18 protein-coding genes and 1 pseudogene are annotated in these 22033 nt (G+C 57.7%); 14 read left to right on the top strand and 5 right to left on the bottom strand.

Annotation, left to right across the window (positions count from 1 at the left end; translation table 11 throughout):
* The first annotated feature begins 45 nt into the window (after positions 1-45).
* The 3 genes from mtnA to N909_RS0105765 are packed head-to-tail and all read left to right on the top strand — an operon-like array spanning position 46 to position 6193.
* Complete coding sequence (gene mtnA, locus N909_RS0105775) at positions 46-1113, top strand: S-methyl-5-thioribose-1-phosphate isomerase (protein WP_084167507.1); 1068 nt, start codon at positions 46-48, stop codon at positions 1111-1113.
* Between the two features lie 12 nt (positions 1114-1125).
* Positions 1126-4317, top strand: coding sequence for a bifunctional [glutamate--ammonia ligase]-adenylyl-L-tyrosine phosphorylase/[glutamate--ammonia-ligase] adenylyltransferase (gene glnE, locus N909_RS0105770; protein WP_029912728.1), 3192 nt, complete (start codon positions 1126-1128; stop codon positions 4315-4317).
* Positions 4310-6193 carry a response regulator gene (locus N909_RS0105765; protein ID WP_029912725.1) on the top strand — a complete coding sequence of 628 codons (1884 nt, stop codon included), beginning with the start codon at positions 4310-4312 and terminating at the stop codon, positions 6191-6193. The genes glnE and N909_RS0105765 overlap by 8 nt, the downstream gene beginning before the upstream one ends.
* Before the next feature lie 43 nt (positions 6194-6236).
* Here N909_RS0105765 and ttcA read toward each other — a convergent pair whose 3' ends face one another.
* Positions 6237-7007 carry a tRNA 2-thiocytidine(32) synthetase TtcA gene (ttcA, locus tag N909_RS0105760; protein ID WP_029912722.1) on the bottom strand — a complete coding sequence of 257 codons (771 nt, stop codon included), beginning with the start codon at positions 7005-7007 and terminating at the stop codon, positions 6237-6239.
* A 227-nt stretch (positions 7008-7234) separates the two neighbouring features.
* Here ttcA and N909_RS24460 point away from each other — a divergent pair, with 227 nt between their 5' ends.
* The gene (locus N909_RS24460; protein WP_051689561.1) at positions 7235-7978 is read left to right on the top strand and encodes a lytic transglycosylase domain-containing protein; all 744 of its coding nucleotides are present in this window, start codon (positions 7235-7237) and stop codon (positions 7976-7978) included.
* Between the two features lie 132 nt (positions 7979-8110).
* On the opposite strand, the gene N909_RS0105750 is transcribed toward N909_RS24460, so the two are convergent.
* Together N909_RS0105750 and N909_RS0105745 are read right to left on the bottom strand one after the other, a co-directional pair.
* Positions 8111-8734: a DUF2238 domain-containing protein gene (locus tag N909_RS0105750; RefSeq protein ID WP_051689560.1), complete on the bottom strand. Its 624-nt coding sequence runs from the start codon at positions 8732-8734 to the stop codon at positions 8111-8113.
* 32 nt (positions 8735-8766) lie between these two features.
* Positions 8767-9135, bottom strand: a complete 369-nt coding sequence (locus tag N909_RS0105745; protein WP_029912713.1) for a DUF4870 family protein — start codon at positions 9133-9135, stop codon at positions 8767-8769.
* Positions 9136-9445: 310 nt separating this feature from the next.
* Here N909_RS0105745 and N909_RS0105740 point away from each other — a divergent pair, with 310 nt between their 5' ends.
* A complete protein-coding gene (locus N909_RS0105740) occupies positions 9446-10492 on the top strand; it encodes an aldo/keto reductase (RefSeq protein WP_029912712.1) in 1047 nt (348 codons plus the stop codon).
* 85 nt (positions 10493-10577) lie between these two features.
* Here N909_RS0105740 and N909_RS0105735 read toward each other — a convergent pair whose 3' ends face one another.
* Positions 10578-11297 carry a FadR/GntR family transcriptional regulator gene (locus N909_RS0105735; RefSeq protein ID WP_029912707.1) on the bottom strand — a complete coding sequence of 240 codons (720 nt, stop codon included), beginning with the start codon at positions 11295-11297 and terminating at the stop codon, positions 10578-10580.
* Between the two features lie 422 nt (positions 11298-11719).
* On the opposite strand from N909_RS0105735, the gene N909_RS26300 reads away from it, so the two are divergent.
* From N909_RS26300 to N909_RS0105685, 9 genes and pseudogenes are all read left to right on the top strand, one after another.
* Entirely contained in the window at positions 11720-11848 is a 129-nt protein-coding gene (locus N909_RS26300; RefSeq protein ID WP_281174815.1) for a hypothetical protein, read from the top strand.
* Positions 11849-12139: 291 nt separating this feature from the next.
* Positions 12140-13045, top strand: a complete 906-nt coding sequence (locus N909_RS0105720) for a dihydrodipicolinate synthase family protein (protein WP_029912700.1) — start codon at positions 12140-12142, stop codon at positions 13043-13045.
* Between the two features lie 48 nt (positions 13046-13093).
* Positions 13094-13981: pseudogene (gene garR / locus N909_RS0105715) on the top strand (2-hydroxy-3-oxopropionate reductase); the annotation flags it as partial.
* A gap of 83 nt (positions 13982-14064) precedes the next feature.
* Positions 14065-15012 (top strand): 2-hydroxyacid dehydrogenase, encoded by a 948-nt coding sequence (locus N909_RS0105710; RefSeq protein WP_029912694.1) that lies wholly within the window; start codon positions 14065-14067, stop codon positions 15010-15012.
* Between the two features lie 15 nt (positions 15013-15027).
* Entirely contained in the window at positions 15028-16161 is a 1134-nt protein-coding gene (locus N909_RS0105705; protein ID WP_029912691.1) for a glycerate kinase, read from the top strand.
* A 90-nt stretch (positions 16162-16251) separates the two neighbouring features.
* On the top strand, positions 16252-17262 hold the full coding sequence (yiaK, locus tag N909_RS0105700) for a 3-dehydro-L-gulonate 2-dehydrogenase (RefSeq protein ID WP_029912688.1): 1011 nt from the start codon (positions 16252-16254) through the stop codon (positions 17260-17262).
* A 222-nt stretch (positions 17263-17484) separates the two neighbouring features.
* Entirely contained in the window at positions 17485-18918 is a 1434-nt protein-coding gene (gene pyk, locus N909_RS0105695; protein WP_029912686.1) for a pyruvate kinase, read from the top strand.
* 96 nt (positions 18919-19014) lie between these two features.
* Positions 19015-19872, top strand: coding sequence for an aldo/keto reductase (locus tag N909_RS0105690; protein ID WP_029912682.1), 858 nt, complete (start codon positions 19015-19017; stop codon positions 19870-19872).
* A gap of 60 nt (positions 19873-19932) precedes the next feature.
* Positions 19933-20883 (top strand): 2-hydroxyacid dehydrogenase, encoded by a 951-nt coding sequence (locus tag N909_RS0105685; protein ID WP_029912678.1) that lies wholly within the window; start codon positions 19933-19935, stop codon positions 20881-20883.
* A gap of 30 nt (positions 20884-20913) precedes the next feature.
* On the opposite strand, the gene N909_RS0105680 is transcribed toward N909_RS0105685, so the two are convergent.
* Positions 20914-22032 carry an ABC transporter permease gene (locus N909_RS0105680; protein ID WP_029912675.1) on the bottom strand — a complete coding sequence of 373 codons (1119 nt, stop codon included), beginning with the start codon at positions 22030-22032 and terminating at the stop codon, positions 20914-20916.
* Between the last annotated feature and the right edge of the window lies 1 nt (position 22033).

The raw sequence follows: 22033 nt of genomic DNA, 5'->3' as shown, positions 1-22033 counted from the left end.
ATTTTGCAAATAGTGACCTAACGAACAGGAAAAAGGACGGAACCTATGTCTTCATGCCCCATTGATACCAGTGTCATCAGGCCGCTGCGCTTTGTGGCCGGGCAGTGCCAGATGCTTGATCAGCGCCTGTTGCCGAGCGAGGAAGTCTGGCTGAACTATAGTACCTACCAGGAGGTTGCCACGGCGATTCGCGATATGGTGGTGCGCGGCGCGCCGGCCATCGGAGTGGCTGCTGCTATCGGGGCCTGGTTCGGCGCGCGCGATATCGACACCGAGGACAGCGCGGAATTTTATCGTCAGTTCGAGGCGATATGCGAAGTTCTGGCTGCCACCCGGCCGACGGCGGTCAATTTGTTCTGGGCGCTGGATCGGATGAAGCGGTTCGCCCATGCCAACCTGGATCGCAGTGTTAACGAGTTGAAGATCGGTCTCGAGTACGAAGCCCTGGCCATTAACCAGGAAGATGAGATGCTGAACCGGAAGATGGGGCGACACGGCGAGGTCCTGCTCCCTGACGGCGCCAGGGTCCTGACCCACTGTAATGCCGGTGCCCTGGCCACAGCCGGGTATGGGACCGCCCTTGGGGTGATTCGGGCGGCGGTGGCTGCCGGTAAGCGGATTTCCGTGCTGGCCGATGAGACTCGGCCGTTTCTGCAGGGGGCCCGACTGACCGCCTGGGAGCTGCAGAAAGAAAACATTCCCGTGACCCTGATTTGCGACAATATGGCTGGCTACCTGATGAGCAAAGGCGAAATCGACTGCGTCATCGTCGGTGCCGACCGCATTGCCGCCAATGGTGATGTGGCCAATAAAATAGGCACCTATACGGTTGCGGTGCTGGCCAAAGAGCACAATATCCCCTTCTATGTGGCCGCGCCGGTTTCAACCATCGATCTGAGCTTGAGCGACGGCTCGCAGATTCCCATTGAGGAACGCCACAGCCGGGAAGTCACTCATATGAAAGACATCCAACTCGCGCCGGACGGCGTCAAGGTTCGCAATCCGGCCTTTGATGTGACCCCCCATCGGCTGATCAGCGCCATCATTACCGAACATGGCGTCGCCAAAGGGCAATACGATAAACACTTGGCAGAAATGGTCAACCGTAATTAAAAAAGAGGTGCAATGGGTCCTGAACTGCAGGCCATAAGGGAAAAGCTGCAACTGCTGAAGGAGGACAGACCCGCGCTGGTCGCCTGGCTGGACAGCTTTGCCCTGTTGCAGGGGGAGCGGGCCTGTGCCAATCTCGAGCTGATTCAACAACGGCTGGAGGATCTCGATCTGCTGGCCGGGGTGGTCAAGCAGGTTTTTGTCGCGGCCGATCCGGATTATGCGTTGAACCTGCTGGAGCGGCTGTTCAATGTCGTTGACCGCTCCCGGCTGGTTGCTGTTTTGAGCTGTTCCGAAGGACGCCGCCAGCTGCTTACGCTACTTGGCGGTTCTCCGTTTCTGGCCGGAATTCTGTGCCGGGAGCAGAAGTACTTCAACTCACTGTTCTCTCAGCGTGCCATCGATCAAGCCGTCAGCGAAGCGCAAATGCTGGCGGATCTGCGTGATCAGATCCCCCTGAATAGCGATTTTGCAACCCTGCAGAAAGGGCTGCGCCATTACAAAGCAGCACAGGTTCTGCGCATCGGCGCCCGGGACTTGTGTGGCTTGGCCCTCCTGGAAGAGACCATGGCCGAACTCTCCGGGTTGGCGGCCGCCAGTCTGCAGCGCGCCTATGAGGTCTGCGACCGGCAGTTGCAGGAGGAGTACGGTTGTCCCATCGAAAGTGATGAAGACGGGACCACCCGGATTGCGGAAATGACCATCCTCGGGATGGGCAAATTCGGCGGCAACGAGCTGAATTTTTCTTCGGATATCGATCTGATCTATTGTTATTCCTCCACCCACGGCGAGACCGAAGGCGGTCGCCGTGAGGAACGGATCAGTCTGCACCGCTACTTTGTCAAATTGGCGGAGCTGCTGACCCGGGCTCTCCATCAGGTGACTGAGGACGGTTTCGTCTTCCGGGTCGATACCCGGCTGCGTCCCGACGGTAACAACGGCGACCTGGCCATCTCCCTGAATGGCGCGGAAGTTTACTATGAGTCCTGGGGGCAGAGTTGGGAGCGAGCGGCCATGATCAAGGCCCGCCCGGTGGCCGGTTCGATCAAGCTCGGTACGGAACTGCTGCGTCGCCTCAAGCCATTCGTTTACCGGCGTTACCTCGATTTCGGCATGATCGAGGATATCATGCTCATGAAGCAGAAGATCAACGCCAGCCTGGGACGGGAAAATGAACCTGAGCGCAATCTCAAGCTCGGCAACGGCGGGATCAGGGAAATCGAATTCTTTATTCAGGCCCATCAACTGGTCAATGCCGGCACCCGGCCGCAGTTGCAGCTCCGCAATTCCCTGCAGGTGCTGAACCTGCTCGCCGCGGAGGACCTGGTCTCGGCCGAGGACCGCCAGGCCCTCGATGCGGCCTATCGGTTTCTGCGCATGGTCGAGCATCGGATTCAGATCGTCCAGGAACAGCAGACCCACCTGCTGCCGGCGGCCCGCCGCGACAGGGAAGTTCTGGCCCGGCGCTGCGGCTTTGCCAACGGCGAGGAGTTTGCGGCGCAACTGCTGCGGCATCGCCAGGCGGTCGGCGCCAGGTTCAGGGATCTGTTCCATTCCAGCGTTGAAGAAGGCCAACCAGTGCGGCCGGAAGTCCATGTCATTTTCGATCGTGCCGCCGATCCCGATTTGGTCAAGGATATCCTGGAAGAAAAGGGCTTCAGTAACCCGGACGCGGCCTTTGCCAGCCTGCAATACCTGCGTGACGGCGATCCGCATAAACGCTTGACCCGGCGGGGGCGGCGCAGCCTGGAAAAACTGGCGCCGCTGCTGATGAACGAACTGCTCGAATCGCCGAATCCGGATCAGGCGTTGAACAATCTGGAGACCTTTCTCAATGTCATCCGGGCCCGCGATTCCTTCTTCGCCCTGCTGATTGAAAACCCGGCCACGGTCAAGCTGCTGATTGCCTTGTTCGGGTCGAGTCAGCTGTTGTCGCGGATCTTCATCCAGCGTCCTGAACTGCTCGACAGCATGGTCTCCCAGTCCCACTCCGAGGGCATTAAGACGCGCTCCCAGCTAAGCTCGGAGCTGGCCGATGAGCTGGCGCTGGCGGAAGATTTCGAACAGCGGCTGGACATGTTGCGCCGGTTCCGCAATGCCGAATTCCTGCGTATCGCCCTCAATGATCTCCATGGTCAGATGAAGCAGGGGGTTGCCACCTGGCAGCTGTCCTGGCTGGCGGAGGCCTGCCTGGAACATTCCTGTGTCCTGGCCAGGCAGGAACTGGCCGGGCGCTTCGGTGCGCCGTTTCCTGACCAGGAACCCGTTGAGTCGACTCGGGAGTCCGCTTTTGCCATTGTCGGCATGGGGAAACTGGGCGGTCTGGAACTGAATTATCATTCGGATCTCGATATCATTTTTATTTACGAAGGGGAGGGCACCACCCGCCCCGTCGCCGGAACCAACCGGGACAAGTTTCGGCAGATCAGTAATCATGAATATTTTGCCAAGTTGGCGCAGCGCATTATCACCATTCTGACTCTGGTGACCCGGGAAGGCTTTGTCTACAAGATCGATACCCGGCTGCGGCCATCGGGCAATCAGGGCCCGTTGGTGACCAGCCTTGCGGCCTTTCGCCGTTACCACCAGGAATCTGCCCAGCCTTGGGAACGTCAGGCTATGACCAAGGCCCGGACGGTCTGCGGACCGGACGATTTCTGTCAGCAGGTGCAGCAGACGATCAGTGAACTGACCTTTGACCGGCCGCTGCCGGAGAACCTGCAAGAGGAGATTTATCGGCTGCGCGGCCGGATGGAGCAGGAGATTGCCAAAGAAGGGGGCGGCCTGTTTAATATCAAGACCGGGCGGGGCGGCATGGTTGATGTCGAATTCGTTACCCAGTACCTGCAGCTGCAGTATGGCGGGGCCCACCCCGAGTTGAGAAAACAGGACACCATTCGCGTGCTTGAAGGGCTGGCCGATCAGCAGCTTCTGCCGCGGGCCGATGCCGAGGGGCTGATCAACGGCTATCGGTTTCTGCGCCGTTTGGAAAACCGCTTGCGGCTGTTGCATGATCAATCGATCAATGAGCTTTCAACCCAGACCAGGGAATTTCGCAAAGTTGCCCTCAGCCTCGGTTACGGTGAGACCGGCCGCAAACCGGAACAGGAGTTTCTTGACCAATACCAGGCCGTGACCGAAGATATCCGGGCACTGCTGGAAAAATATCTGAATCCACATGTTGGTGAGAGCGGGACACATGAATAAGCACATACTGATTATCGACGACGACCGGGATATGAGGTACTTCCTGCAGCAGGCCCTGTCCGCGGCAGGAAATCAGGTTGAAACCGCTGAACGGGGAGGGGAGGGGCTGCGCAAACTGCTGACTGAGGAATTCGACCTGGTCCTGATCGAAATGAATATGCCAGAAATTTCCGGGCCGAACATTTGTCGGGCGTTGCGTAAACATGACCAGACCCGGGATTTAATGGTCGCCATGATCACCGGGACCCCGCTGGATGAAGCCCAGCAGCAAGCTGCCAAAGCGGATTACGGAGCCGATGATTTCCTGTTTAAACCCTTTACCGGGATCGACCTGCAGAAGTTACTGGAGCGGGCCTTTGCGCCGAAACCGGATGAAGGGATCGGCCAGGAGCAAGCCCTTGGGGATTTTACCCTGCCGCTGTTACTGCACCGTTTCTATATGGAAAAAATCACCGGACTGCTCGAACTCCAACGCGGCCAGGCAAAAAAAATCATCTATATCAAGGATGGTTATCCGATTTTTGTCCGTTCCAATATGCTCAGTGAATGCCTCGGGCGGATGCTGGTTAAGGATGGCCGCCTCACGCAGGTCGACTGCGATCAATCGGTCGAAAAGAGCCGCGAGACGGGGCGGCTGCAGGGTACGGTCCTGATCGAGATGGGAGTGCTGACCCCGCAGGAGCTACAGACGGTTTTGACCCACCAGGTGACCGAAAAATTGCTCTCGACCTTCGCCTGGCGGAGCGGGACCTGGCAGCTGACTCCGGCCCGGGATTTCAAAAGACATGTGACGCGGATCAAATTGTCGCCGGCAGCCTTGATTATGCATGGCATCGAGCGCTACTGGACCAATGAGCAACTGGATGATTTCCTCTACCCCTATCGTGGCGACTATATCAAGCAGGCCACCGATCCCAAGTATCGCTTTCAGGATATTGAGCTGAGCAAGCGCGGGACGGCCCTGTTCAAGTCGTGCCTGGGGGTGCGAACCCTTGGCTCCATTCTCGAAGAGCATCCGCTGGCGCGCCGTGAGGTGCAGCGAATTCTGGCGGCGCTGATGATTTCGGAGATGCTTGAGCGGCAGTCGACTCCGGAAGCGTTGTCCATGGAGGATATCCCGCAGGAAGTGAAGCCCGGCTCCATCGACTCGGAGCTGCGCCATAAGATCCTCGAAGATTACAAACAGGTGATGGGCTCGGATTATTTTACGGCTCTGGGGATCAGCCGGGAGGGGAGTACCGCTGAGGCGCGCCGCGCCTATTACCGGCTGGCCAAGGAATACCATCCCGACCGCTACCTCGGGAGCGGCCTGTCGCGCGAGATGAGTACCAAGATTAATGAAATGTTTCAGTATATCACCCAGGCCTACACGGTCTTGAGCGACCCGGAGGCGCGGACTAAATACCTTGAAGAGCTGAAACACGGTCCCAAGAAAAAACTCGATATCAACCAGGTGATCGAAGCCGAAGGCGCGTTCCAGGAAGGGCGCGCGCTGCTGCGAATCCGGCGTTTTGGCGCTGCCGCCAAATCCCTTAAACGGGCTTTGGAGTTAAGCCCGGAAGAACCGGAGTACATGACCAGTTTCGCCTGGGCCCTGTTCAAGTCAGCACCGGAAAATGAGGAGGCCCAGACCCAAGCCCTGGAAGTTCTGCTGGCCTCCCGGGAATTGAATCCAGAGAGTGACCTGACCCATCTGTACCTGGGACATGTCTACCAGGCGCAGAAAAAAGAGCGCCAGGCGGAAAAATCTTTTGAGATGGCGGTCCAGGCCAATCCCAATTGCACCGAGGCGTTGCGAGAACTGCGTCTGATCAATCTGCGTCGGGAACAGGTGCCGCAAAAAGGCCTGTTCAAGAAATTTCTCAACAAAGACTAGCCGCAGGACTTAAATCCCGGGGAAGGTCGTCCCGGTCTGGAAGTCAGGGTTGTTCCTTCTTCAGCAGGTTGCTGTCAAGCAGGTGACGGGGCAGGACGTTGCCGACCGCTGCCAGCATGCTGTTGCGGATTTGCGGAATATCCCGGCTTAAGTCATTGATCAGCTGTTTCATCCGCTGGCGTTGCTGGTCCTCGGTTGCCGCTGCCGGGCAGCCGCAATGAATGATCGGGAATTCGCGCAGTGTGCTGTACTCGCGAATATCCTTTTCTTCGACATAGACCATGGGGCGGATGACGGTATGCAGGCCGTTATCCGCTTTGAGCTTGGCACTCATGGCTGCCAGGGTGCCAACATAGAATTGGTTAAGCAGCAGGGTTTCAATGACATCGTCAAGATGATGGCCAAGAGCGATTTTATTGCAGCCGAGCTGTTCGGCCACGGTATAGAGCACACCCCGGCGCAGACGGGCGCAAAAGGCACAATAGGACGAGCCCGGGCGCAGTTTTTCTTCAATGATTCGATAGCTGTCGGTCTTTTCCATGCGGTAGGTAAAGTTGTTTTCGCGCAGGTGCTGTTCAATGACCTCCTTGCGATAACCCGGAAAGCCGGCGTCAAAATTGACCGCAATCAGCTCATATTTGATCGGGGCTTTTTTGCGCAGTGCTTCCAGGACATGCAGCAGGGTGTAAGAATCCTTTCCCCCTGAAACCGCCACGGCAATTCGGTCACCGTCTTCAATCAACTGAAAATCACCGATCGCTTTGCCGACCTGTTTGCGAATCCGCTGGAAAAGTTTGTTCTCCGTTGCCTGCATGATCTCTCCTGCCAGGGTGTAGGAACACCCATTCCTTCATCTTGCTGCCCTTGTTCAAGTTCTCCCGATTGCATCGCAGGAGCTGATGATGAACCCGCAGTTGTAAAAGAAAATCATTCAAAAAACAAGCGGCCGAGTCAAGAAACTTGGCTTGGTTCGATTTTTGCTTGTTTCAAAAGCCGTGGAGCCGAAGAACGGCTTGGTTGACACGGCGCAGGAGATGAGAAATGAGTATTGACACTGTCAAGGCCCTGGCTTTGAGCGGCGCGCCCACAGCGCATAAACGAACCACAGGGGTGAATGATCTGCACCGGGAGATTTTTGAAAAGCTCCTTGAGGATGCGTCTAACAAGCCGGAATCATTGCAGGAAAAGTCGCGACAATTGATTGCATCAGCACGCTTGAGCCAATTGCAGATGCTGCAGAATATCTTTGCTGATGAGGAAGAGCAGACTGCCGATGAGCTGTTTCCGGGGGATCTGTTCGGCGGCGATATGAGCCTGCTCGCTTCGCGGCAAAGTCAAATCATTGACAAGTATTATTCTTCTCCGCAGGCGGCATCCCATTCAGCCGGGCAACTGGGCAAGGACGATATCGACCAATTGATCGATCGGGTCGCTGCGAGCCTCAGCCTTGCCCCTGACTTGATCCGTTCGGTGGTCACGGCGGAAAGCGGTTATCAGGCTGATGCCGTATCTCCGGTCGGTGCCCAGGGGCTGATGCAGCTCATGCCGGATACGGCCAAAGAGCTCGGGGTCCGTGACAGTTTCAACGCTCATGAAAACCTGCTCGGCGGCAGTCGTTATCTGAAACAGCTCCTGGACAAGTATGCCGGTGACTTGGATCATGCCCTGGCTGCGTACAACTGGGGGCAGGGGAATGTCGATCGACATGGGTTGGACAATATGCCGCAGGAAACCCGCAATTATGTGGCCAAGATAAAATCCTTGCTGAATAAGGAATCGGTTTGATCGGTTAGTGGGATTTTTCCCTTCCAGCCGGGGAAGATCTGCCTGTTCCGGGCCATCCACAACAATAAATGAGTCCGCCGGGGTGGTGGTTCATTAGCACTGGGGACAAACGCAAGTCGCCACTTTGGTGGTTTATTCGCCGATTTTGCTCAGTTGCCGGTCATGGGTTCCGGTTAGCAGCAGCAAGGCCAGAATAGACCCGAGCAGCGCCAGGGCCATGTCTGACTGGGTATCCCAGAGGTCCCCCTGGGTACCGAGAAAAGCGTCCGCAGCTTCTCCCGACAGCAGCGCCACCCACCATTCGATCAATTCATAGCAGGCACTGATCGCCAGACAGATACAGACGATGAGGACATTCAGCCAGCGACGGCCATTAACCACCTGTTTGCGGAGCAGAATTTCCCTGGCGATTATGGCCGGGATAAATCCTTGGGCCAAATGGCCGACCTTGTCGTAGTTGTTGCGGGCCAAGTCGAAATAATCCCGCAGCCAGTTGAAAACCGGGACCTCGGCATAGGTATAATGACCGCCGATCATCAGGATGACGCTGTGCAGCAGAATCAGCCAGTAGGTCAAGGGGGTCAGTCTGAAGCGGGAGTAGCTCAGCGCCAGTACCAGAATCGCCAGCAGCGCCGGGGCAACCTCCAACAGCCAGGTCAGGCGGTCGCGGGGGTTGATAGCGGACCAGAGCAGGGCCGTGAAAAAAATGCCTGTCCAAAGCAGGATTTTGCCGGTGCTACCGGAAGGATTCTGCATGGTGTGGTTCTCCGGTCGGGTGTGGTTGAAGGTTAAAATCGCCGGTACATCTCTTTGTCGTTTGACAGGTCCAGCCAACCCTTGGCAATTCGGTAAATCAGCCAGACCATGTTAGCAACCAGAATGAAATAGCCGATGACGGCAACAAAGGTCAAATAACCCAACACAGACCACAGCAGGCTGAACCAGAAGGTTCTGATCTGCCAACGAAAATGGGACTCAAGCCAGGTCCCGCGGACATCGTCCCGCTTGACGTAATTGATGACTACGGCGGCAAGCAGGGTCGCGCCGCCGGAGAAAAAGGAAGCCGCCTGCAGGGCGTAAACAATCGTGGTGATTGTTTTTGCCGATTTGAGCTGCGGGTCGTTGGGCAGGTTGACGATAATCGGGTCCTCGGGCATTCCGTTCTTCCTTCTGATTAAGAGTTGAGCCTTGGCGGTCTGTTGCTGGGCGCAAAAATGTTTCACGAGTATACCTGAAAACATCACTTCTTTCCCGGGCCTGCAGATGCGACAGCACAAATCTTCCGCCCGGTCTTTCATTTTTCTGTTCCGGTGATACTGTTTTTTCAGGGCGCTGGAACCTGCGTCAGCTCGGCAATTGCCAACTCCGGTTGCCTCGGACCGCTCGTTTGCGGGTTCAGTCGGTGACCAGGAGGCGAGCCCATTTGCTATGGCCCTGAACGACTTAACAAACCAAGGAGATACTCTTATGCGTTACAAACGATTAGGACAGAGTGGACTTTTTGTTTCTGAACTATGCCTGGGAACCATGACTTTTGGTGGCAGCGAGGGGATCTGGGGGCAGATCGGGTCGTTGCAGCAAAAAGAGGCCGATGCCTTGATCGGCCGTTCCCTGGAGGCGGGTATCAATTTTATCGATACGGCCGATGTCTACGCGCATGGGCTGGCTGAAAAAATGACTGGGCAGGCCTTGAAGAACCTGCGGGTCAAGCGTGAGGAGGTTGTTGTTGCCACCAAAGTATTCAGCGAGATGGGGCCCGGGCCCAATGATCGCGGAGCCTCGCGGGGGCATATCCTGGATGGGATCAAGGCCAGTCTGAAACGGCTGCAACTGGATTATGTCGATCTCTATCAGATTCATGGCTTCGATCCGGCTACGCCGCTGGAGGAGGCGGTTCGCGCTCTGGAAACCCTGCTTCAGCAAGGCCTGGTTCGTTATGTCGGCGTCTCCAACTGGGCCGCATGGCAAATCATGAAAGGGCTCGGTATTGCCGACCGGCTGGGAATGACCCGCTTCGCATCGCTGCAGGCCTATTACACCATTGCCGGGCGCGACCTGGAGCGGGAGATCGTGCCCATGCTGAACAGCGAAGGGGTCGGGCTGCTGGTCTGGAGCCCCCTGGCCGGTGGCTTGTTGAGCGGGAAATACGGCCCCAAGCAGCAGACCGAAGCGGGCAGCCGCAGGACCACCTTTGATTTTCCGCCGGTGGAACTGGAACGGGCTTACCCGATTATCGACCTGATGCGGACCATGGCCGAAGAGAAGGGTTGTTCGGTCGCTCGTATCGCCCTCGCCTGGCTGCTTCATCAGTCGCATGTGACCAGTGTCATTATCGGCGCGAAAAGACGCGACCAGCTTGACGACAACCTGGCTGCTGTTGATGTGCAGCTCTCAGCCTCTGAGCTTGAGGCCTTGGCGGAGATCAGCGAGCTGCCCCGTGAGTATCCCGGCTGGATGCTGGAGCGGCAGGGAGAGTATCGACGGCGCCAGTTAAGGGAAGAATACCGGGATTGAGCGGCAGACCGAAAACGCCCGGCTTGAGTTAGCCGGGCGTTTTTTTAAGCGGGCAGCGCAGGAAGGGGTGCCACCAATCAGGAGTTCAATTGGCGGAATTTTCCATCAGCAGGGCCTGGTAAAGATTTCTGCTGGTCATCAGATGATTGCGCATGGTGTTACGGGCCTGGTCTTCATCTTTTGCGGCAATCGCTTCATAAATCGCGTGATGTTGCTTGAGGATTTCTTCCAGGTAGGAGCGCAGCTTTTCCGGGGCCATTTCATTTTTATACAAGCGTGATCTGGGGATAATCTTGTCAGCCAGAAAATTGAAGAACTCGACATAGCGGGCGTTGTTAGTCGCCGCTGCAATCGCTTTGTGGAATTCGTAATCGGCTTTGTCCGCAGAGTGTCCGGCCTCTATGGAATTCTGCATGGTCTTCAGGGTTTCAAACAATTTCATTTGCTGAGCGGTGGTTCGACGGCTGGCGGCCAGACCGGCAGCTTCAATCTCGACGGCCATACGCAATTCAAGGACTTCAAGAATGTCCGAGAGGTCGGCATAGTCGGCAGTAAACAGAGTTATCTTGTTTTCATCCGCTGGCGGGGTCAGCACATAGACACCTGCGCCCTGCCGCGATTCCAGGATGCCGGCCGCCTTCAGAGCGGCAATCGCCTCCCGTACCACCGTTCTGCTGACTCCGAATTGTTTGGTCAGGGTCGGTTCGGTGGGTAATCTCATTCCGGGTGAATAGCGACCTGCTTTAATGTCACTCTGTAGCGATTTTATGACTTTGTCGGTCAAGGACACTCTTGGTGTTCCCATTAGCTTCTCCCTCAAAAATAAACGGGTATTCTAGGGTGTCTTGGCAAAATATTCAATAGCTATACTATACGCGGAAAGGACCTAAAAATAAAGTGTAAATTCATATTATGTATTGACAGTTTTGATAATACCAATATACTGTATCCAAGTCTCGTTCCTGTTTTTTTAGGGGTATTGTCTGGATACCAAATACCCTCAGCGTAACCCTTTTTAGAAAAGGCGGAACGATATAGAATATAATGGAAAATAATGTTTTTCACTTTGATTTTTCTCGTTTCTGTGAACTGTTTCTGTTGCTTCTGCCGTTTCCTGACCAAACCGTGACATCCGTATGATTATGCCCTGATGGGCGGGCAGCGGTGCTGATGGTGTTGGTCGTAAAATTAGTACGATTGCTGAAAAAGGACTGGGGCAGCCCATTCGTGTTGAGAATATTGAAGGCGGGAATGAGCGCGACCGGCCTGACCCTGGTCATGAAGGCACGCCCCGACGGCTATACGCTGGGGGCATTGACTTATGACAGTGTGATGACGGCTCCCTGGCAAGATTAAGGTCGGCATTCAGGATACTGTTTCCAGGGGCATCTTGCTATGCTCCAGTTTTAGAACAACGCGGTGTTGAGTGCGGGCGGGTCAGCTCTCCGGGCGGAGTTGCTCCGTAGGAAGAAGCTGTTCTCTCAGAAGCAGTTGATGTGGTTGTCACCAGCCCGGACAGTTTATTCTTTCTGGTCATTACCGGAATCTTTTTCTATTTCATGGTGATCAGCAATCCGAAGAACGGAAACCTGCCTGTTGCGGGCTAGGCTTCCCCACTTATTTAATTTATTTTGGAAGGATAACCAGATGGACACCAGTTTTATCAAGGGGGTGATCCCCCCGATCGTGACCCCGACCGACGCCCAGGAACGGGTCAACGAGCCGGTTCAACGTCAGATCGTCGAGCATATCATCACCGGCGGCATTCACGGCATCCTGGCCATGGGCAGCAACGGTGAGTTCTACGGGCTTGACCCCGAGCAGCAGGAACGCGCCACCCGCATCATCGTCGATCAGGCCGCAGGGCGGGTCCCGGTCTACTTCGGCATCGGCAACATTACCACCCGTGAATGTGTCGCCTGGGCCAAAAAAGCCGCAGCCATGAAGGTCGACGCCATCAGCGTGCTGCACCCCATGTTCATCGGTCCCAACGACGATGAAATGTACCGCCACTTCAAAACCGTGGCCGAAGCCACCGACCTGCCGGTGCTGCTCTACAACAACCCCGACCGGATGCGCTGCGGGATCTCCGCCGGGCTGCTCGAACGGCTCAGCGAGGTGCCCAACATCGTCGGCGTCAAAGAGAGCAGCGGCGACATGACCCTGACCGCTGAATTCATCCGCCGCACCCGCAACAAAGGCAAGGACTTCAAAGTCATCGCCGGGCGCGACATCCTGATTCTGAGCACCCTCGCCTACGGCGGGGTCGGGACCGTGGCCTCCTCGGCCAACATCGTCCCGGAACTGGTGGTCTCCATCTACGACAAATTCATGGCCGGGGATCTGGCCGGTGCCCTGGAAGCCCAGTACCAACTGGCCCCGATGCGGATGGCCTACGGCCTGTCCAGCTTCCCGGTGGTGACCAAGGACTACATGCGCCTGCTCGGCTTTGACATGGGCGAACCGATTCTGCCCAACACCCGCAGCACCCCGGAGGTGATGACCGCCCTGCAGCAGCACCTGGACAGCCTGGGCGCCAAGAAGCTGGTCTGAAAACGACCGGCAGCACATCGAAACTCAACAGGAAAGACAAGGAGAGATAGCATGCAAATCGGATTTATCGGACTCGGCATCATGGGCAAACCCATGAGCAAAAACCTGCTTAAAGCCGGCTACAAACTGGTGGTCTGCGACCTGAACAGCGCCGCTGTCGAAGAGGTCGTCGCCGCCGGTGCGACCAGTGCCCCCAGCGCCAAAGCCGTGGCCGAGCAAAGCGACGTCATCATCACCATGCTGCCCAACTCACCGCAGGTCAAAACCGTGGTGCTGGGCGAAGGCGGTGTCATCGAAGGCGCCAAACCGGGCAGCGTCGTTATTGACATGAGCTCCATCGCCCCGCTGGCCAGTCGCGAAGTCGCTGCAGCCCTGGCCAAGAAAGACGTCGCCATGCTCGACGCCCCGGTCTCCGGCGGCGAACCCAAAGCCATCGACGGCACCCTGTCGGTGATGGTCGGCGGAGACAAAGAAGTTTTTGACAAAAACTACGACATCATGAAAGCCATGGCCGGGTCGGTGGTCTACACCGGCAAGATCGGTGCCGGCAACGTCACCAAACTGGCCAACCAGATGATCGTGGCGCTGAACATCGCCGCCATGAGCGAAGCGTTGGTGCTGGCCACCAAGGCCGGGGTTGAACCTGAGCTGGTCTACCAGGCCATTCGCGGCGGCCTGGCCGGCAGCACGGTGCTGGATGCCAAAGCCCCGCTGGTGATGGATCGCAAGTTCGATCCGGGTTTCCGCATCAACCTGCACATCAAAGATTTGGCCAATGCCCTGGATACCGCCCATGAAGTCGGCGTTCCGGTGCAGCTGACCTCGGCGGTGATGGAAATGATGCAGGCCATGAAAGTGGACGGCATGGACGGCCTCGATCACGGCGCCCTGATCCGTCATTATGAAAAACTCGCCAAGGTCGAAGTCAAACGCTAACAATCTGGCTTTATCATAGCTGAGCAGATGCGCCGCAGCTGTGGCGCATCTGCTTGTTTGCTTTTTCCGGGTTTACACATGATATGAATTCGAAACCGGTCGAGATCCTCCAAATTGCCAGTCTGACTCCGCAGGGCAATCGTCAATTGGCTGAAGAATACAAAGTTTTGAGGCTGTGGGAGCAGAACGATCCTGAAACGATCCTGCGTCAGCACGGCGCCCGCTTTTCCGCGCTGGTCACCGCGGCTAGAAAAAAGGTCGATACCAGCTTGCTGTCGTTTCTACCCGGCCTGCAGTTGGTGGCGACCCGTGGCGTTGGCTACGAGCATATCGATATTGGCGCCGCCCGGCGCAACAATATTCTGGTCAGCAATACGCCGGGGGTGGTGACCGAGTGTGTTGCCGACCTGGCTTTCGGCGCGCTGATTGCCGTTGCCCGAGAGCTCATTAAAGCAGATGGTTTTGTCCGCAACGCGTGCTGGCCACAGCAGCCCTATCCCCTGACCACCAGTATCTTCGGTAAAAAGCTCGGGATCGTCGGCTTGGGACGCATCGGCGCGGCTATTGCGCGGCGGGCCACCGGGTTCTCCATGGCGATTCGTTATCATAACCGCTCGGCCAGAACCGACCTCCCCTGGCGTTATGAACCGTCCCTTGCGGACTTGGCCGAATGGGCCGATTTCCTGGTTGTTGCGACTCCCGGCGGAGCCGAAACCGACAAACTGATTTCCGCGTCCATCCTTACCGCGCTCGGCCCCAACAGCTACCTGGTCAATGTGGCCCGCGGCTCGGTGGTGGATGAATCCGCCCTGATCAAGGCTTTGCAGCAGGGCACTATCGGCGGCGCGGCCCTGGATGTGTTCGAAAAAGAACCGTTGGTCCCGAAGCAGCTGGTTGAGCTGGACAATGTTGTGCTGCTGCCGCATATCGCCGGGAGCACCCGGGAAACATTTCGCGCCATGGAAGACCTTGTGCTGGAGAATTTACGTTCATTTTTTCACACCGGCAGGCTTGTAACCCCGGTGGAATAAAAGAGATTTGAGACAATGAAAATAATCATCGCCCCTGATTCATTCAAAGAGAGCCTGTCCTCCCAGGACGTCGCCAGCGAGATCGAAGCCGGCTTCCGTGACATCTATCCCGAAGCTGAGTACGTCAAGTTGCCCATCGCCGACGGCGGTGAAGGCACCGTGGCCGCCCTGGTCGCCGCCACCGACGGCGACCTGATCAAGCTGACCGTCACCGGCCCGTTGGGCGATCAGGTGGAGGCCTTTTACGGGCGCAGTGGCGACAATGGTACCGCGGTCATCGAAATGGCCGCGGCCAGCGGCCTTGACCTGGTCCCGCCGGCCCGCCGCAACCCCTTGCTGACCACCAGCTACGGGACCGGCGAACTGATCCGCCATGCCCTTGACCAGGGGTTGCGCGATTTCATTATCGGCATCGGCGGCAGCGCCACCAATGACGGCGGTGCCGGGATGCTGCAGGCCCTGGGAGCCCGCCTTCTCGATGCCGATGAGCAGCAGATCGGTTATGGCGGCGGCAGCCTTGCCGAGCTGGCACGGATCGATGTCAGCGAACTGGACGAACGGCTCAAGGAGTGCCGAATCCAGGTCGCCTGCGATGTCGACAATCCCCTGACCGGCCCGCGCGGCGCTTCGGCCGTGTTCGGCCCGCAGAAAGGCGCGACCCCGGAGATGGTCGAACAGCTCGACCGCAACCTGGGACACTTCGCCGCACTGATCCGTCGCGATCTGGACCGGGATATTGAACAGCGGCCCGGCGCCGGAGCGGCCGGCGGCATGGGCGCGGCCCTGCTCGGCTTTTTGCCGGCCGACCTGCGCCCCGGGGTGGAGATCGTCATCGAAGCGATCGGGTTGGCCGAGGCCGTCAGCGACGCCGACCTGGTGATTACCGGGGAAGGGCGTATCGACGGGCAGACCGTTTACGGCAAGGCGCCCATCGGGGTGGCCAGAGTTGCAGCGCAGCGGCAGATCCCGGTGCTCGGTTTTGCCGGCTGCCTGGGGGAAGGCGCGGAGGCGGTTCTGGAGCACGGCATCAGCGCCCTGTTCAGCATTGTGCCCGGCCCCTGCAGCCTGGAGGAGGCCCTGGCCAATGTCCGGACCAACCTGCGGACTACGGCCAGAAATGTTGCCGCTGTCATGGCTTGCCAATTCTGACCCGATTTTCTATTCATCTTGATAGCGCTATCCTGCCGATGCGCCGGTTCGGGTGTCCCCAACGACGTGGTAGGGATAGAGAGGCTGAGTATGAGACTGTCTTTTGACGAGATTCAAGGGGAAATCAGCCGGGCTTTTATTGCCCACGGCATGTCCCCGGACAAGGCTGCAACCTGTGCCCGTATTCATACGGAAACCACCAACGACGGCGTTTATTCCCATGGGACCAATCGGGTTCCCCGCTTCGCGGAATATCTGGATAACGGCTGGGTCGATCCCGCTGCCGAGCCGACGCTGATCAAGGAGTTCGGCCCGATCCGCATTTACGATGGCAATATGGGGCCGGGCATTCTGAATGCCCTGTATGCCGTGGAGCAGGGGATGGCACTGGCGCAGGCGCATGGCCTCGCCATGATCGGCCTGAAAAACACCACTCACTGGATGCGCGGGGGAACCTATGCCCTGGCGGCTGCCCAGCGCGGGTTCGTCAGCGTGATGTGGACCAATACCGAGTCGGTCATGCCGCCCTGGGGAGCCAAAGACAGTCGCTTGGGGAATAACCCCTTTGTCCTGGCCGTGCCCCGGGCCGCCGGGACTTTCCCGATTCTGTTCGACATGGCGCTATCGCAATATTCCTTCGGCAAACTCGGGGTTATGCAATTGGCCGGGGAAACCCTGCCATTTCCGGGCGGGTTCGATCAGGAAGGGCAGGTCTCCTACGATCCGGCAACCATTATTGACTCGCGCCGGGTCATGCCCATCGGCTTCTGGAAGGGATCTGGGTTCTCTTTCATGCTGGATATCCTGGCGGCTGCGCTGACTGACGGCAGCGGTGCCGCCGAACTTGATTGCAAAGGGATGGGCAGTTGTGGCGGGGCTTCTCAGGTGATGATCCTGATCGATCCGCGCAAATTATCCTCTGCGGAGACTTTTGAGGAACATCTCCTGCGCAGCATCGGCCACCTGAAGAGTTCTCCGCCCCTGGCCGGATCGAACGGGGCGGCGGTTCCGGGAGAGGGGGTATTGCGGTTCCGGGCCGCTCATGCCGAACAGGGTATTTTTGTCGATGACAAGATCTGGAGTGAAATCAAGGCGCTCTAGCAGAGGGTTGAACGTTTGCTGACCGAGCCGTCATCTAATGGAACATCCGCTGAAAACATTGCCCACTGCAGGCTTGCCTGGATGGACTGCCGCGGGAGGTTGAGGCAATAATAACAGAAACGGAGTGTCCAACTGCCGGTTTCAATAAGGCAGCGACGGTTATCATCCAATAATTAAATACAAAGCCGTTGGCTTAGAGCAAAAAAGACAGGAGAAAAGAATATGTTTCGTCGTACAAAAATCGTTGCAACCCTCGGTCCAGCCAGTGAGCAGGAAGAGCAGCTCAGCGCACTTATCGAGGCTGGTGTTGATGTGTTCCGCTTGAATTTTTCCCATGGTGATCATCAGAACAAACTGGAGCTGATCACCCGCATCCGCAAGATTTCCGCCCAGGCCGGCAAGGCGGTCGCCATTCTTGGCGACTTGCAGGGACCCAAGATCAGAACCGGGCTGATGAAAAACGGCTCTATGGAACTGGTCAGCGGCAGTGAAGTTATCGTCACCACCTCTACGGTGGAAGGGGAGGGGAACATTATCCCGACCATCTATGAGAATCTGCCCCAGGATGTCAAACCCGGCGATCGGATTCTGCTCGATGACGGTCTGATGGATCTCGAAGTGCTGGGCACCGAAGGGCAGGACGTGCGCTGCCGAGTGGTGACCGGCGGGAAACTGAAAGACCGCAAAGGGATCAACCTGCCGGGCGCAAAAGTTTCCGCTCCGGCATTGACGGAAAAGGACCTGGAGGATCTGGCTTTCTGCACCGAGCAGGAAGTCGACTATATTGCGCTCTCCTTTGTCCGTGCCGCGGCGGATGTTGAATACCTGAAAGAGCTGCTCAAAGATAAGCCCTTCGCGCCGAAAGTCGTCTCCAAAATCGAGAAGCCCGAAGCCGTCGAAGCCTTCGACGCGATTCTCGAAGTCACCGATGCCGTTATGGTTGCCCGCGGTGATCTTGGGGTTGAACTCAGCCCGGAAAAGGTGCCGCTGATCCAGAAGCGGATCATTCAGAAGTGTAACGCGGTCGGTAAACCGGTTATTACCGCGACCCAGATGCTGGAAAGCATGATCAACAACCCCCGGCCGACCCGGGCGGAAACTTCGGATGTTGCCAACGCGATCCTTGATGGGACCGATGCCATCATGCTCTCCGGGGAGACCGCTGCCGGCAAGTACCCGGTGGAGGCGGTGCGGGTCATGGATCGGGTCGCCTGTGACGTGGAAAAGAGTCATCAGTATCTCCACAGCAGCGCCCATTTGGCGACCGCCGGACAGGTGCAACAGCCCATGACCGAAGCGATTGGCCAGGGGGCTTGCCAGATCGCTGAGAATGTCGGTGCCAAGGCGATTCTGGCCTTTACCCAGACCGGCAGAACAGCGGCGCTGGTGTCCAAATATCGCCCCAATCTGCCAATCTATGCCATGACCCCGGATCCCCGGGTGAAAAGAAGAATGGCCCTTTATTCGGGGGTCAGGGCGATCTGTGTCGGCAATCAGAACACCACCGAGCAGCAGATTCTTGCCGTGGAGAAAGCGGCTCTAACGGCCGGGGTCCTGGAGTGCGGGGATATCACCGTGATCACCATGGGCAGCCCGGTTTCCAGGGCCGGCTCGACCAACCTGCTGAAAGTTCATGAACTCAGCAGCGACGAATAACCGGGCTTTGCCTACCACTAATTGGAAAGCAAGACGCCAGGGGAAACCCCGGCGTGTGTGCAGGGAAACCGTCGGCAGGGAAAAGGAAGAGGACTCATGAGTATTGAAAAGACCGTGATTTTGCCGGATGGAACGGCATTGCCGCGGCTGGGGCAGGGAACCTGGTACATGGGGGACGATAGCGCGGCCGAAGCGGAAGAAATCTCCACCTTGCGGCAGGGCATTGACCTGGGCATGACCTTGATCGATACTGCCGAGATGTATGGCAACGGGCGTTCCGAGGTTTTGGTCGGCAAGGCGATCAAAGGGATCAGGGACCGGGTTTTTCTGGTCTCCAAAGTGTTGCCGCACAATGCCGGCGGCAGTCACCTGATCAGCAGTTGCGAGTCGAGCCTCAAGCGGCTCGGGATTGATTGCCTGGACTTGTATCTGCTCCATTGGCGCGGGCAGGTCCCTTATGCCGAAACGGTTCGCGGCATGGAAGAATTGATCCGGGCGGGCAAGATCAAGCGTTGGGGCGTGTCCAATCTGGATGATGACGACATGCGCGAGTTGCTGAGCGAGCCCGGCGCGGAGAGCTGTGCCGTCAACCAGGTTCTGTATCATCTTGGCTCCCGCGGGATCGAGTATGACTTGCTCCCCTGGCAACGTCAGAACCATATGCCGGTGATGGCCTACTGCCCGTTGGCCCAGGCTGGCCAGCTGCGGCGCAATCTCGTTACCGATGCCACCTTACGGCAGGTTGCGGCAGAGCACAACGCCGATCCGTTCCAGATCCTGCTGGCCTGGTGTATTCGTCAGGACGATATTCTGGCCATTCCGAAAGCGGCCAGCCTGCACCATGTGACCCAAAACGCCGCTGCTGCGGACATTGTCCTGAGCAGAGAACAGCTGCAGCGGCTCGATCAGGCATTTCCGGCACCCAATCGTCCCGTTCCCCTGGATATCGTGTAAACTATCCGGATAACAGGACACGGAGCAAATGCTCCGTCAGCAACAGGGGGATGATAGCGGATGAAGGTTTTATTTGCCGCCCCGGAACAGGCCTGGGGCGGAATCCTCAATAAATTCAGAGCGGCTCATCCGGATCTGCACTTTACCGCAACTGGCGATTACTACATCGACAGCCTGGCCGGCTACGAGGTGCTGATTCCGACCATGTGCCGGGTCGATGCGGCGTTGCTGGCCAGCGCCGACCGCTTGCAACTGATCCAGCAGATGGGGACCGGGTTGGAGGGGGTGGACATTGCGGCGGCGCGGGCACGCGGCATCATGGTCGCCAACGTGCCGTCTGGCGCTTCAGGAAATGCCGATTCCGTTGCCGAACTGGGGATCTACCTGCTCCTCGGCCTGCTGCGCAAGGCCTGGGAAATCCCCGCGGTACTGCAGGCTGGCCGGCTCGGTCGACCCATGGGCGGCACCTTGCAGGGGAAAAACATCGGTCTGGTCGGTCTTGGCGATCTTGGCCAGGCCTTGCTGAGAAAACTGGCCGGCTTCGACGTCCGCACCATCGGGATCAAGTCACGGCCTGATCCCGAATTCGCCGCACGTTACGGTCTGGACTGGGTTGGCGGTCTGGCCGACCTGCCGCAATTGCTGGCCGAGGCGGATATGGTGGTGCTCTGTTTGCCGGATACCCCGGTCACCCACGGTCTGTTCAACCGGGCGGCTTTTGCCGCGATGCGTCCCGGCTCCATGCTGGTCAACCTCGGTCGCGGCGGGGTCGTCGAGCGCGAAGCATTGCTGGAAGCCCTGCAGAACGGGACCCTGGGCGGGGCTGGTCTGGATGTCTTCTGGCAGGAACCACCTGATCCGAACGATCCTATCTTCGACTATCCCGTTATCGCTACTCCGCACATCGGTGGTATCACCGACACCTCTCTCAGCGGTATTTTTCAAGGGGTTTCCGCCAACCTGAAACGCCTGCAAATCGGTGAACCCATCCTCTATCAGCGGCAGCCGTAAACGCCGATTCAGCAGCGGCACAGGTTTCTTTCAATCGACCCGATGGCGGAACAGCCAGGCCGCCGGCGGCAGGGTCAACAGGGCGATGATCAGCAGCGGCCAAAGCAATGGCCAGATCTCTTTGAGTCCGGCACCTTCCAGGAAAATCCAACGCAGAGCCGTGACCACATAGCGCAGCGGGTTGGCCAAAGTGCCGATCTGCAGCCAGTGGGGCATGTTTTCCACCGGGGTGGTAAAGCCGGAGAGGATCACCGACGGCATAATAAAGGAGAAGGAGCCGAGCAGGGCCTGCTGCATGGTCATGGAAAGGGATGATACCAGCAGGCCGACCCCGACAATGGAGAACATGAACAGGGTCAGGACCAGGAACAGGGCAATCACACTCCCCCGGAACGGCACCCCGAACCACCAGACCCCGCCGGCAGCGAGCAGTCCTGAATCGATGATGCCGAAGACGATCCCCGGTAATGATTTGGCCAGCAGGATCTCGCCGGGGGTAAAGGGCGCGACCAGCAACTGGTCGAAGGTGCCAAACTCCCGTTCCCGGGCAACCGAGAGGCTGGTCAGAATCATCACCACCACCATGCTGATCATCCCCCCCAACGGCGCGACGATATACCAGCGGCTGATCAGGTTGGAATTGAACCAGGCGCGCTGATTCAGATCGATCATCTTGGTATTGGCAGCGACCGCCCCGGTAGCGTGCTGCTGGTTGAAGCGGCTGACGATATTTTCCGCATAGCCGAGGGCCACCGAAGCGACATTGGAGTTACGCCCGTCGAGAATGATCTGCACCTCCGGCTGTTCGCCGCGCAGCAGCTTATCGCTGAAATGCTCCTCGATATGAATCACCATGCGCGCTTCCTGGGCATCGATGGCTGGGTCGATCTCCTGCACTCCGTTCAGATAGCGGACCAGGCGGAAATTGTCCGAGCCCGAGAAATCGGCGATCAGTTCCCGCGACAGGGAAGTGCGGTCCTGATCCAGCACCGCATAACGGACCTGTGTGACATCGAAAGTGGCGGCATAACCGAACAGGAAAAACTGGATGATCGGCGGGCCGATTACCACAAAGCGGCTCTTGGGGTCACGCAGAATCACCATGAATTCTTTGCCGATCAAAGCGGCGATGCGACGGAGAACGGTCATG

Origin of the sequence: Pelobacter seleniigenes DSM 18267, from assembly GCF_000711225.1 — a bacterium.
GTDB classification, from domain to species: domain Bacteria; phylum Desulfobacterota; class Desulfuromonadia; order Desulfuromonadales; family Geopsychrobacteraceae; genus Seleniibacterium; species Seleniibacterium seleniigenes.
Note: the sequence above shows the minus strand (reverse complement) of the source record. Positions and strands in the feature narration are given on the sequence as shown.

Bases quoted from the DNA above. Each gene is read 5' to 3' on its own strand.
- pyk (WP_029912686.1), top strand. From the start codon at position 17,485: ATGTTTCGTCGTACAAAAATCGTTGCAACCCTCGGTCCAGCCAGTGAG.
- glnE (WP_029912728.1), top strand. From the start codon at position 1,126: ATGGGTCCTGAACTGCAGGCCATAAGGGAAAAGCTGCAACTGCTGAAG.
- N909_RS0105740 (WP_029912712.1), top strand. From the start codon at position 9,446: ATGCGTTACAAACGATTAGGACAGAGTGGACTTTTTGTTTCTGAACTA.
- N909_RS0105680 (WP_029912675.1), bottom strand. From the start codon at position 22,032: ATGACCGTTCTCCGTCGCATCGCCGCTTTGATCGGCAAAGAATTCATG.
- N909_RS0105690 (WP_029912682.1), top strand. From the start codon at position 19,015: ATGAGTATTGAAAAGACCGTGATTTTGCCGGATGGAACGGCATTGCCG.
- N909_RS0105720 (WP_029912700.1), top strand. From the start codon at position 12,140: ATGGACACCAGTTTTATCAAGGGGGTGATCCCCCCGATCGTGACCCCG.
- ttcA (WP_029912722.1), bottom strand. From the start codon at position 7,007: ATGCAGGCAACGGAGAACAAACTTTTCCAGCGGATTCGCAAACAGGTC.
- N909_RS0105735 (WP_029912707.1), bottom strand. From the start codon at position 11,297: ATGGGAACACCAAGAGTGTCCTTGACCGACAAAGTCATAAAATCGCTA.
- yiaK (WP_029912688.1), top strand. From the start codon at position 16,252: ATGAGACTGTCTTTTGACGAGATTCAAGGGGAAATCAGCCGGGCTTTT.
- N909_RS24460 (WP_051689561.1), top strand. From the start codon at position 7,235: ATGAGTATTGACACTGTCAAGGCCCTGGCTTTGAGCGGCGCGCCCACA.
- N909_RS0105705 (WP_029912691.1), top strand. From the start codon at position 15,028: ATGAAAATAATCATCGCCCCTGATTCATTCAAAGAGAGCCTGTCCTCC.
- N909_RS0105685 (WP_029912678.1), top strand. From the start codon at position 19,933: ATGAAGGTTTTATTTGCCGCCCCGGAACAGGCCTGGGGCGGAATCCTC.
- N909_RS0105765 (WP_029912725.1), top strand. From the start codon at position 4,310: ATGAATAAGCACATACTGATTATCGACGACGACCGGGATATGAGGTAC.
- mtnA (WP_084167507.1), top strand. From the start codon at position 46: ATGTCTTCATGCCCCATTGATACCAGTGTCATCAGGCCGCTGCGCTTT.
- N909_RS0105710 (WP_029912694.1), top strand. From the start codon at position 14,065: ATGAATTCGAAACCGGTCGAGATCCTCCAAATTGCCAGTCTGACTCCG.
- N909_RS0105745 (WP_029912713.1), bottom strand. From the start codon at position 9,135: ATGCCCGAGGACCCGATTATCGTCAACCTGCCCAACGACCCGCAGCTC.
- N909_RS0105750 (WP_051689560.1), bottom strand. From the start codon at position 8,734: ATGCAGAATCCTTCCGGTAGCACCGGCAAAATCCTGCTTTGGACAGGC.